Source organism: Daejeonella sp. (assembly GCF_030695525.1).
Taxonomy (GTDB): Bacteria; Bacteroidota; Bacteroidia; order Sphingobacteriales; family Sphingobacteriaceae; genus Daejeonella.
On the sequence record NZ_JAUYSS010000051.1, the window covers coordinates 1 to 11,726 of the forward strand.

Annotated in this window: 14 protein-coding genes and 1 pseudogene; 7 read left to right on the forward strand and 8 right to left on the reverse strand. The window is 39.5% G+C overall.

The genetic code is table 11. The features are described from left to right. Positions 1-38: 38 nt before the first annotated feature. From Q8S11_RS12030 to Q8S11_RS12040, 3 genes are all read right to left on the reverse strand, one after another. Positions 39-365: an iron-sulfur cluster assembly accessory protein gene (locus Q8S11_RS12030; protein WP_305364325.1), complete on the reverse strand. Its 327-nt coding sequence runs from the start codon at positions 363-365 to the stop codon at positions 39-41. A 48-nt stretch (positions 366-413) separates the two neighbouring features. Beyond that, positions 414-827, reverse strand: coding sequence for a Fe-S cluster assembly scaffold IscU (gene iscU / locus Q8S11_RS12035; protein WP_305662354.1), 414 nt, complete (start codon positions 825-827; stop codon positions 414-416). A 107-nt stretch (positions 828-934) separates the two neighbouring features. Next, positions 935-2,146: an IscS subfamily cysteine desulfurase gene (locus tag Q8S11_RS12040; protein WP_305662355.1), complete on the reverse strand. Its 1,212-nt coding sequence runs from the start codon at positions 2,144-2,146 to the stop codon at positions 935-937. A 111-nt stretch (positions 2,147-2,257) separates the two neighbouring features. On the opposite strand from Q8S11_RS12040, the gene mce reads away from it, so the two are divergent. Continuing rightward, positions 2,258-2,659 carry a methylmalonyl-CoA epimerase gene (gene mce, locus Q8S11_RS12045; RefSeq protein WP_305662356.1) on the forward strand — a complete coding sequence of 134 codons (402 nt, stop codon included), beginning with the start codon at positions 2,258-2,260 and terminating at the stop codon, positions 2,657-2,659. A gap of 530 nt (positions 2,660-3,189) precedes the next feature. Here the strand turns inward: mce and Q8S11_RS12050 are convergent. The 5 genes and pseudogenes from Q8S11_RS12050 to Q8S11_RS12070 all read right to left on the reverse strand — a co-directional run bounded on the left by Q8S11_RS12050 (position 3,190) and on the right by Q8S11_RS12070 (position 6,549). Further along, a complete protein-coding gene (locus Q8S11_RS12050; RefSeq protein ID WP_305662357.1) occupies positions 3,190-3,735 on the reverse strand; it encodes a hypothetical protein in 546 nt (181 codons plus the stop codon). A gap of 532 nt (positions 3,736-4,267) precedes the next feature. Next, a pseudogene (locus Q8S11_RS17880) lies at positions 4,268-4,417 on the reverse strand (RHS repeat-associated core domain-containing protein); the annotation flags it as partial. Positions 4,418-4,434: 17 nt separating this feature from the next. Next, the gene (locus Q8S11_RS12060; RefSeq protein WP_305662358.1) at positions 4,435-4,776 is read right to left on the reverse strand and encodes a DUF86 domain-containing protein; all 342 of its coding nucleotides are present in this window, start codon (positions 4,774-4,776) and stop codon (positions 4,435-4,437) included. Then, on the reverse strand, positions 4,757-5,071 hold the full coding sequence (locus tag Q8S11_RS12065) for a nucleotidyltransferase family protein (protein ID WP_305662359.1): 315 nt from the start codon (positions 5,069-5,071) through the stop codon (positions 4,757-4,759). Before Q8S11_RS12065 ends, Q8S11_RS12060 begins: the two co-directional genes overlap by 20 nt. Positions 5,072-5,346: 275 nt before the next feature. Beyond that, positions 5,347-6,549: an FAD-binding oxidoreductase gene (locus Q8S11_RS12070; RefSeq protein WP_305662360.1), complete on the reverse strand. Its 1,203-nt coding sequence runs from the start codon at positions 6,547-6,549 to the stop codon at positions 5,347-5,349. A 94-nt stretch (positions 6,550-6,643) separates the two neighbouring features. Here Q8S11_RS12070 and Q8S11_RS12075 point away from each other — a divergent pair, with 94 nt between their 5' ends. The 6 genes from Q8S11_RS12075 (at position 6,644) to Q8S11_RS12100 (ending at position 11,468) form a co-directional block, all read left to right on the forward strand. After that, positions 6,644-6,892, forward strand: coding sequence for a type B 50S ribosomal protein L31 (locus tag Q8S11_RS12075; protein ID WP_305662361.1), 249 nt, complete (start codon positions 6,644-6,646; stop codon positions 6,890-6,892). Between the two features lie 65 nt (positions 6,893-6,957). Beyond that, positions 6,958-8,142: a putative sugar nucleotidyl transferase gene (locus Q8S11_RS12080; RefSeq protein WP_305662362.1), complete on the forward strand. Its 1,185-nt coding sequence runs from the start codon at positions 6,958-6,960 to the stop codon at positions 8,140-8,142. 15 nt (positions 8,143-8,157) lie between these two features. Next, entirely contained in the window at positions 8,158-8,928 is a 771-nt protein-coding gene (tpiA, locus tag Q8S11_RS12085) for a triose-phosphate isomerase (RefSeq protein WP_305662363.1), read from the forward strand. After that, positions 8,925-9,782 carry a 50S ribosomal protein L11 methyltransferase gene (gene prmA, locus Q8S11_RS12090; RefSeq protein WP_305662364.1) on the forward strand — a complete coding sequence of 286 codons (858 nt, stop codon included), beginning with the start codon at positions 8,925-8,927 and terminating at the stop codon, positions 9,780-9,782. The genes tpiA and prmA overlap by 4 nt, the downstream gene beginning before the upstream one ends. A gap of 408 nt (positions 9,783-10,190) precedes the next feature. After that, complete coding sequence (locus tag Q8S11_RS12095) at positions 10,191-10,526, forward strand: helix-turn-helix domain-containing protein (RefSeq protein ID WP_305662365.1); 336 nt, start codon at positions 10,191-10,193, stop codon at positions 10,524-10,526. 387 nt (positions 10,527-10,913) lie between these two features. Further along, complete coding sequence (locus Q8S11_RS12100) at positions 10,914-11,468, forward strand: transposase (RefSeq protein ID WP_305662366.1); 555 nt, start codon at positions 10,914-10,916, stop codon at positions 11,466-11,468. Positions 11,469-11,726: the final 258 nt, after the last annotated feature.

Consider the following 11,726-nt stretch of genomic DNA (forward strand, 5'->3'; position numbering starts at 1 on the left):
CAATATGTTATATTTTAAGAGTTCCTTATAAGATCGAATTATACCGAAAAACTTTCCCCGCAACCGCAGGTCCTGGAGGCGTTTGGATTATGAAAATTAAATCCTTTGCCGTTTAATCCGTCTGAGAAATCAAGTTCAGTACCTGCCAGATATAAAAAGGACTTCATATCCAGAGCTAAACGGATACCCTGATCCTCAAAAAACTGATCGCCCGGTTTTTCTTCATTATCGAAGTCCATTTTGTAAGATAAGCCTGAACATCCACCCCCCTGAACAGAAACACGAAGAAAATAACCCGCATCGAGTCCGTTCTCTTTCATGAGTTCTTCAACCTTACTTTTCGCTTTATCTGTAACTGTTACCATTATATTCTGCTTAACATCCACTCTTAGCCCTCAGGGCTAAGTAATTTATTAGTGATGTGATTTAGCTGATTCTAACACTTCCAATCCGTTTTTAACACGGTAATCATTGATTGCTGCTTTGATGGCATCTTCTGCCAATACAGAACAATGGATTTTAACCGGTGGAAGAGCAAGTTCTTCAACAATATCCATGTTGTCGATCTTCATCGCATCATCAATTGACTTTCCTTTTAACCATTCAGTTGCAAGGGAAGAAGATGCAATGGCCGATCCGCAACCAAAGGTTTTGAATTTCGCATCGGTGATCATATGATTTTCGTCAACCTCGATCTGCAGACGCATCACGTCGCCGCATTCAGGTGCACCAACCAAACCGGTTCCAACTTTGGTGCTGCTTTTATCAAGCGTACCAACGTTACGCGGGTGGGTGTAGTGATCAATTACTTTTTCTGAGTATGCCATAATATTTTAATTTGAAAATTTGATAATTTGTCAATTTGAAGATGATTGATTTGTATTATTTATGCAGTTTGAAGCCCATTTTCAAATCTTCAAATTATATAATCAGTTTAGTGTTCTGCCCACTCAATCTTATCCAAATCAATTCCTTCTTTAAACATTTCCCAAAGAGGTGAAAGGTCGCGAAGGTGATTAACTGCTTTTTTTGTTTGTTCAATTGCAAAATCTACTTCTTCTTCAGTTGTAAAACGACCCAGGCCAAATCGTATAGAAGAATGAGCCAGATCATCTGATAAGCCCAGGCTTTTTAATACGTAAGAAGGTTCCAGGGAAGCTGAAGTACAGGCAGATCCTGAAGAAACAGCCAGATCTTTCATCGCCATCATCAGGCCTTCACCCTCTACATATTTGAAGGATATATTGGCAACATGTGGTAAACGGTGTTCTACATTTCCATTCACATAACTTTCTTCAAGTTCAGTAAGTGAAGCCTGTAATTTATCGCGGAGTTTTGACAAGCGTTTTGCTTCCTCATCCATTTCCAGACGGCATAGTTCGCAGGCTTTTCCCAGTCCAACAATTCCGGGAACGTTTAAGGTTCCTGAACGCATTCCTCTTTCATGGCCTCCGCCATCCATTTGTGCGGTTACTTTAACCCTTGGGTTTTTACGACGAACGTATAATGCGCCGACACCCTTTGGTCCATACATTTTGTGCGCAGAAAAGGCCATCAGGTCAATTCCATCAGCATTTACATCCACCGGAATTTTACCAACTGTCTGTGTTGCATCGGTCATGAAGAGTGCACCATGTTTATGGGCAATAGCAGCAATTTCCTTAACGGGCTGAATGACTCCGATTTCGTTATTGCCGTACATTATTGCAACTAAAATTGTTTTTTCTGTCATGGCTGCTTCAAGCGCTGCCAGATCGATCAAGCCATCTGATTTCACAGGAAGATAGGTAACCAGACCTCCCATTTTTTCAACATGCTTGCAAGCGTCCAGAACAGCCTTATGTTCTGTAACACAGGTAATGATATGATTACCCTTTTCCTTATACATTTCAAAAACACCTTTGATTGCAAGGTTATCTGATTCTGTTGCACCTGAAGTGAAAATAATCTCTTTTTCGTTTGCTCCTATTAGCTTTGCAACCTGCTCGCGTGCATAGTCAACTCCCTCTTCAGCAGCCCAGCCAAAAGCATGATTCCTGCTTGCGGCATTGCCAAATTTAGCATTGAAGTAGGGTAACATCACTTCAAGAACCCTGGGATCCAATGGAGTTGTTGCATTATTATCTAAGTATATCGGCAAATTCATTTTTATTCTTTTAAATACAATACAAAGATATGAAAATATTTTCTGCTTAATTATCAATTTGTCTATGTCAGTATAGATAAAATGGTCATTTTTATGCCATAAAACAGATTCATGGACAAAATTGAACATATCGGAATTGCAGTCAGATCATTGAAGGAAGCAGGCCCCCTTTATGAGACTTTACTGGGCTGTAAGAGCTATAAAACCGAAGAAGTTGCATCCGAGCATGTAATTACAGAGTTTTTTAGAATCGGTGAAAGTAAGATTGAATTGCTCGAAGCCAGTTCGAAGGAAAGCGCCATTGCAGGCTTTATAGAGAAACGGGGGGAAGGGATTCATCATATCGCTTTTGCGGTTGAAAATATTGTTGAGGAGATGGCCCGGCTTAAAGAGGCAGGATTCAAATTATTGAATGATGTTCCCAAAAAAGGCGCAGATAATAAGCTCGTCTGTTTTATTCATCCAAAATCTGTCCATGGGGTGCTGATCGAACTTTGCCAGGAGATTAAATAAGCTGTTTTTATATTCCCCTCTGGTCGGTGTTCTCACCGTACCAAGCACGATAAAATCATTGGTCGGTGATAACACCAACCACAGGGAACTTGAGTTCGATATAAGCATGTTAAGAAATTGGGCATATACTTATCAGCATAAGGCTTTGAAGCAAGATTAAATGATTTTGAAAAGCAAGGCCTGCGTATTATATCTTCGTTCAGCCCTTTCCTCCGGAGTATTTCCGGCAAGAAATTCGATCTATTTCAAATTGCGAATAGCCGGAAGATACTTCCTCCGGCAAGGTTTATTTTACCTGGGGCTGTGTTTCATGGGGACGGAAAGCCCGGTGCTGCTGCGCGCATTCCATGTTTAAATTAATAAGGACACGCGGCACGCGTGCACCAGCGGGGAAGATAAAGAACATATTCTGTATTCTATTGAGGGTTTGATTCAGCATGCTAGAACTAGGATGGTTTATAAAAAGTAAAACTAAAGACCCTTGATTGAGCCTTTAGTTAAATACCAACAAATCTGTAACACCACGAGCTCTAATCAAACATTCCCGGGTTCAAATTTCTAAAGATTTCCTCTATAACTTGAATTTGATTGCTTGATAAGTTTATTTTTTTTGCTTTTGACAACATTTCGCCTTCTTGTTTTTTCATCTGTGCAACACGCTCATTATCTTCATAAACGGATAGATCTGCACTCAAGCTTTCGATTAGTTTTACCTTTAAACAAGATCCTGGATACTCCGTTAAGTATTTAGAAAAATCAGACAAGTGTTTTTCAAACAACTGTTTACTAACCTCATAATACTTTTCTGATAGGTCACCATCACTTCGAACACAAATACTGTCAAGTTTGAATACGGTTTTGAGTGTATAATTTTCGTTAACGACAGTGATCAAACTATCAACCTCCCTATAGGGTTCAATGCTTCCTTCATCAACAGTGTTTGCCTCAGTACTGCTGTCACGAGTAGTAGAATCATTTTTAATCTCTATATGTGATTTTTCCTGAACTGGGTTTGTACAAGCCCCAAATACAAGCATAAGAATTGAAAATGCAAGCAACCATTTATAGATATTCATAACCTTGTTTCCTTATTGTTTAAAAATCTGTCTTAACATAGCATCCCATTCCCATCTGGTCGGTGTGCTCACCGTACCAGGCATGAATCAAGTGGTTGGTGATAACATCAACCACTGGGAACTCTGGGCTTAGGATTATTGTATTTTGGAAAGCAATACCTGTATGTTATAGGCCAGTTCAGCCCTTTCCTCCGGAGTATTTCCGGCAAGAAATTACGTTCCCCTCTGGTCGGTGTTCTCACCGTACCAAGCACGATAAAATCATTGGTCGGTGATAACACCAACCACAGGGAAACTTATCTACATCTCCCGGCACGGTGTTTCCCATAATTGTTGCTGATGGTCCTGTCTTATTGCTTTCTAAATATAGTTCAAATTTGGCACTGTTTATTGGTTCATTCAAATTTGCATCTCTATTATGAGTCCCAACAAGAACGTTTTTGCCCAAATAAACGTCACCTTTCTGCAAATCTTTATCTGTTTTGCTCGTGACTTTTTCATCCCAAATTATCTTCCCTCCACGATCTACCCAATCCTTTCCTTCCATACCATCTGGATCAATAAACCTTAATGGATTATTGAACACATAGGCATATGGAGAGAACCTTGTCATCTTCTCACTTAAAGGATCCACCACATTCCACCTCCCCACCACCGGATCATAGAACCTTGCCCCGTAATCTTACTGTAAAAAGTTAACTACTTTTCCAGCTCTATTAATAGCTCAATCCATTCTTTTAACATTGGTATATCGGTAGTAACAGAGTCCCAAACAATGTCATAGTCAATGCCAAAATAATGATGAATGATTCTATTTCTGATATCACTCAGCTCACGCCATGGGATGTGAGAATACTTTGCTTTTAAGTCTGGATGGACCTTGCTGCTTGCTTCGCCAATAATTTCCAGGCTTCTGCAAATAGCCTTTGTTAAGCGTTCATCCTTTACAAAATCGTCGAAATTATTCGACGCCGATTCTTTGGACAGATACTCGCATTCAGCTAAAATATGTCGTAAGAAATCAACCTGCGAGAGATGCATACTCGACCGTTCTTAGGATATGAGGACCGATATAAGGACTTAAAGATTGTTTGGTAACCAACTCTACTTTCCGGCCAAATATTTCTTCCAAATAATAGTTCAAAGCCAGAAAGTTGCGGAAGGTCTTGCGATTCTTACTCATTTCAACGAGCAGATCAATATCACTTTCCTGATTTGCTTCGTCGCGCACAAAAGAGCCAAACAATCCGATCTGTTCAACACCAAAATTGGCAAGTTGATGCCGTTGGTTTGACAATTCATCTAAAATGTCCTGTTTTTCAAGTGCTATGGGCATATACAAAAATAGTAATTTTAAATATAAGATATAGTTCGGATATTACTCAGAAATGCAAAATCTTAAACCGTGTGTTACTGTCTCTTTGTTATCGGTAGAGTCCTCGACTTAATGCTATGATTTAAGATTGCTTCGCTGAACTCTTAAACCAAGTGGGGGTAAGCATACGGAGTCCATCTCCTTCCTTGTTCCGCCAACGGATCCACCACATTCCACCTCCCCACTACCGGATCCCCGATATGCATCGGGGTAAACTCCGAACCTTGCCCCGTAATCTAACGATTAAAGGCAAATATTTTTTCATCTCCAGATGGTTTGCCGGTATAAAGATCCCGGATGATCTCAGCCGCAATTACACTGAAAGTTATTCCGTTTCCGCCATATCCTAAAGCAAAATAGGTGTTGGGATGTTCAGGATGGATCCCGATGAAGGGTAGGCCATCCTTAGTTTCACCAAACACACCGCACCAGTGGAAGTCAATTTCCAGATCAATCTCCGGGAACAGCTTTTTGAATTTCCTTAAAATAGTTTTGTTTTTTTGTCCCATTTTTCTGTCGCGGCTTTCCGGATCCAGGAATGCTTCATCTTCTCCTCCAACGATTACCCGATTGTCGGTGCTGGTCCGGATATAGAGGTATGGCCTTGCTGTTTCCCAGATCATACAGGTTTCAGGCCAGAGTTTAGTCAGGACTGGCTTGCTTATAAATACATAGGTTGAATTAAGTTTCATGATCTTTTCCTTCAGGAAAAATTCAGACTCATAACCCGGAGAACAAACCATTTTCTTTGCTTTTATCTCAAGGCCACGGTCTGTCAGAAGGCGTATGCCATCTTTTTTATGTTCTAATTTTACGATCTCAGTATAGCTGTAAACCTCCAGACCTGAATTCTTTTTATGATGATCCAACAGAAGCCGGCAAAGCATATAGGCATCAACCTGTGCAGAGGTATCGGTATAAATTGCCGAATCACGGTCTAGTCCAAATTGTTTTTTCAGTGCTTTTTTATCCAGAAATTCGATCGGGAGCTTGTATTTCTTACGGAATTCATACTCGAGTTTTAACTTTTTTGTGCCTTGCTTATTGGATGCAAGATGCAAACTGGGCTTCAATTCAAATGAACAGTCCAGTTTGAGTTTCGAAATAATTTGCTTGAGGGTACTGATCGATTTCAGGCATAATGAATAACTTTTCACCGCATTTTCTATCCCAATCTTATCAGACAGCTCATGCAAAAATACGTCGATTTCATACTGCAACTGGGCAGTGCTTGCTGCTGTGCTGCCTGTACTGCTCATTCGTTTATCGACCACAATACATTTTGCACCCGCTTCACAAAGAAAATGAGCTGCCAGCGCTCCGGTTATTCCCGAACCTATAATCACAATTTCAGTTTCGATGTTTTTTTGAAGAATATTGAAATTCGACATTAATCCATCTTTTATAAGCCACCAGGGCAGACCGGATTTCAAATCCATAATGTGTTCAGCTTTAATTCTCAATAAAAATTTAAATTTACTTTTTAATAAGTGTATTTTATTCTATATTTGCACCTCTTAAAAAGTATTGAAGATGAAAGCTGAATTGCATCCCAAAAATTATAGATTAGTTGTGTTTAAAGACATGTCTAATGAATATTCTTTCTTAACTAAATCATGCATTGATACCAAAGAAAGCATTAAATGGGAAGATGGTAACGAATATCCCTTGATAAAATTAGAGATATCACACACCTCACACCCTTTTTACACCGGTAAAATGAAATTGGTTGATACCGCAGGCCGTATCGATAAGTTCCGTTCACGTTACGAGAAAAAATAATTATTTATTTCGATAAAATTTAAGGTCCCGCCTGATAAGGTCGGGACTTTTTTTATTTTTGTTCGATGAGTGTAATTCTTTTTGACGATCAGTTTCGAAGTAATTTACTGCCCCTGGTCTATACCAGACCGGTTTCTGAACTTAGGGTCGGAATTTTAACTATCGCCGATAAATGGAGGAAGCATCTAAAAACAGATGCTGCTTACTTAACTGAAGCCTACCTTCAGGAGAAATACCCGCTTCGGTACTTCCCACAGAACCTTTTTATCAATTCATCGATCTGTCCCGATGAGGAACTGATCCGGGTTTTGGATACACTCAATGAGGGGGATGCACTCATTGCCGGTAAATTATTAATCGCAGTGCGCCTGGCTGAAAGCGATGCCCGGGAATTTAGTCCGCTCCATACCGAAAAATTCAAACTGTTTGAGTACAGCAAAGCTTTTGTGCGAATAGCTTTTCCTGATCATATTTTCAGCTTCAATGATACTGAGATCAGAAAGGATTTTAATCTGATTACCAAAGGCCGTCAATCGGCATCATTGAGTAATACCAATACTGTTCTGGGCGATGATATTTTCATTGAGGACGGTGTTGAAGCAGAATGCTCTACATTCAATACCCGCACCGGACCAATCTATCTCGGTAAAAGAGCCCTGGTAATGGAAGGTTGCCATATCAGGGGTTCATTTTCCCTGGGTGATGATTCTGTCATTAAAATGGGTGCTAAAATCTATGGAATGACCTCTGTAGGCCCACATTCGAAAATAGGGGGTGAAATTAATAATTCAGTAATCTTTGCTAATTCCTCAAAAGGCCATGAAGGTTATCTGGGCAATTCTGTGATCGGAGAGTGGTGCAATATTGGCGCCGACAGCAATAATTCGAATATGAAGAACAATTATGCTGAAGTACGGTTATGGGATTATCCATCGGATGGTTTTCGGAGAACAGGCTTGCAATTCTGCGGTTTAATTATGGCGGACCATGCCAAATGTGCGATCAATACGATGTTTAATACAGGTACAGTGGTTGGTGTAGGTGCCAATATTTTCGGCTCAGGCTTTCCCAGAAATTTCGTACCCGACTTTTCCTGGGGAGGAAATTCCGGATACGAAGTATATAGTTTAAAAAAGATGTTTGAAACGGCAGAACGAGTCTATGAACGTAGAAATGCCAAGTTCAATGATACCGACAGGAATATTTTAAGCCGGGTTTTTGAGATGACAGAACAATACAGAAGATTTTAATTCCAAATATATAACATGAGAAAAAGTATAGTAGCCGGTAACTGGAAAATGAATATGGGTCTCAAAGAAGGCATCGCACTTTTCTCGGAAATTAGTGAACTGCTCAAAGAGGAAGTTAATGGGGATCAGGGCGTGATTGTTTGTCCTCCCTTTATTCACATCAGCAGCCTGGCTCAATCTTTAGAATCCGGTGATAAACTTCAGCTTGGAGCCCAGAATTGCCATCAGTCAGACAGCGGGGCATTTACCGGTGAAGTTTCTGCCTCTATGCTTGCTTCGGCTGGTGCTGCTTATGTTATCATCGGTCATTCTGAACGCAGGCTTTATTTCTCAGAATTAAATCCAGACCTGGCAAAGAAGCTGGATGTGGTATTGAAAAACGGAATAGCTCCGATTTTTTGCATCGGGGAGACTTTGGAACAGCGGAATGATGGTTCTTATTTCGAAGTAATCAAATCGCAATTGTCTGAAGCTGCTTTTCATCTTGCGGAAGCCGATTTCAGTAAACTCGTTATTGCCTATGAACCGGTTTGGGCAATCGGAACCGGCTTAACTGCCAGTCCGGAGCAGGCTCAGGAAATTCATTCCTATATCCGGACATTGGTAGCTGAAAAATACAATCAAAGCCTCGCAAACGATCTGACTATACTTTACGGGGGCAGTTGCAACCCTAAAAACGCTTCCGAATTGTTTGCACAGCCGGATATAGACGGCGGACTGATTGGTGGCGCCTCATTAAAAGCCCGTGATTTTGTGGACATCATCAAAGCCCTGGATCAGAAATGACCTATTGTGAACTGATATTTAAACTGCATTCTGCAGAGGAATTCCATAAGGATTTGCTGATCAATGCTTTGTCGGAAATAGGCTTCGATACCTTCGAGGATGCAGAAAATGGTTTTAAGGCTTATATCCCTGAGCCGGAACTCGATCATGCTAAACTGGAAAGTATATCCGGTGATTTTGCTGATATGTTCCTTTTTACTTATATACTGAACAAAATACCACATCAAAACTGGAATGAAGTATGGGAAAGTAATTTTGAACCAATACAGGTCGCCGGCAGATGTTATGTCAGAGCAACATTTCATAAAGCACATCCTGAATTTGAACATGAAATCGTCATCGATCCCAAAATGGCCTTTGGTACCGGGCATCATCAAACTACGGCATTGATGATGGAATTTATGCTGGAAGAGGAATTTCAGGGAAAAAAAGTTCTTGATATGGGCTGCGGCACGGGTATTCTCGCAATCCTGGCTTCTAAGTTAGGAGCAAAGGAGGTTCTGGCTATTGATTATGATGAGATTTGTTATGATAGCACGATTGAAAATTCAGAACTGAATGCAATCTCTAATCTTAAAGCGCTTAAAGGTTCTAAAGAGGTCATACCTGAGGAGAAATTCGACATTATTCTGGCCAATATTAACCGTAATATTTTGCTTGATCAACTGGAAACCTATGCCCGGGTCTCCATACCCGGAACCTTACTCTTCCTGAGCGGATTCTATGAGGAACCTGATCTGCCTATTTTGAATGAAAAATGCAGAAGCCTTGGCTTTAATTACCTGCAGCATAAAGAATTGAATAACTGGGTTTCCGCGAAATACACCTTCAGTCCGGTAAAGAAATTAGTATAGTTTTTTAGGAATAACGAAAATATATTTATCTTTATATTAATTGCTGCCTGTGTTTTTCTGTTCAATATAGGATATTCCATTTTTTTTATCGTATACTAAGTCAAAGTTCCCCATTAACAATTTTCTGTTTAAACTCTTTAGAAAATAAATCATTTTTTTTGAAATTAAATTAATATAAAATAGAAAATATTTTTCATTGGATGGAACATATTCAGGAAATACACGTTTAACCTGTTGTATTAGAATAAAACAGGCATTAAACGATCACTCGGATAGAATCTAATTGCGGCACTGATTTTGATAAATATATTTAACTTATGTGAAATAAGCCCTTTTCATTGAGAGGATTTATTTCAAAAACAGCTATTGAATAGAATACACCTACCACCTACCTATAAAAACAATAAAATGAAAGAACTAAGTAAAAAAATACGCTTGCTGCGACATCAGCGGAGCTGGAGCCAGGAAGATGTGGCTAAGCGTTTAAAAATTTCGATTCCGGCTTTCTCCAAAATAGAAACCGGTATCACCGATGTAAATGTATCCAGACTCGAAGAAATAGCAGCGATATTTGATATGAGTTTGGTTCAATTATTAACCTTCAATGATTCAGAAGAGCAGGAAAAGTACAACTCAGATTTAGAAGGCTTAACCTTAAAACTTCATGAACGTGAGATTGAACTGATTGAAATGCAGAAGAAAATCATCGAATTGTATGAGGAACTTCGAAAAGTAAAAGCATAATCCCGCAGGTGCGGGATCACTGTCCGTAGTTTAGCGCACTGTCCGTAGAGTTAGCGCAGCGCTCTACGGATTATTAAATTAATAAGAGTCTTTAGACTCGTTTCTCACAGTCCGTAGTTTAGCGCAGCGCTCTACGGATTATTAAATAAATAAGAGTCTTTAGACTCGTTTCTCAAATAAAATTTACTGTCCGTTGTTTAGCGCAGCGCTCTACGGATTATTAAATGAAATCCCGTACATACGGGACAGACTCGCTTCTCAAAAATACCACTCACCCTCTACAAAGACCGTTCAATAATTATAATTCAAATAATTGCTACTGACCGGTATATTCAATCTTGTGTTCAAACATTATTGCAATCTCAGCACATAGCTAAAATTTTAACCATGTCAGATAGAGGTTTTCAGATCAGGGATCAATATGCTGTTCATTTCATTACCTGTACTGTAGTAGAATGGGTAGATGTATTTAGCAGAAAGATGTATGCAGACATTTTAATAGATAGCTTAAAATTTTGCCAGGACAATAAAGGCTTGAATATTCATGCATGGTGTATTATGAGTAATCATATCCACCTGATCATATCCACCAATGGCATCACCAAACTTTCTGATGTAATCAGGGATTTTAAGAAGTTCAGTTCAACAGCAATTGTTAATGCGATAAGGGATAATCCACAGGAAAGTAGAAAAAACTGGATGCTGTGGATCTTTAAAAAGGCTGGTGAGTATAATAAGCGAAACAAAACTTACCAATTTTGGCAACAGGACAATCATCCTGTTGAATGCTCAACAGAAGAAATAGTAAAATCAAGGATGATTTATTTACATGAAAATCCGGTAAGAGCCGGGATTGTAAGATTTGAACAGGACTATCTTTATTCCTCTGGAGTTGATTATTATGGAAATGGGAAAGGTTTAATTGATATTATTTTTATGTAGGAGAAGGAGTTGGGAGACTCCTAAATATTTGATATGTAAATACTCCATTTTAACAACTGACTGTGCTGGAGGAGTCAGGAGACTCCTCACCATTGGACAATCCGTAGAGACGCTGCGCTTAACTCTACGGACAGTAAGGACTCCTCACCATTGGACAATCCGTAGAGACGCTGCTGGAAAACTGTACAACAGCGATTTAGTGGTGTACAAAAAATCAAATTTGATAACCGCAGGAAACTTTCCGGACTTTGAGAAGTT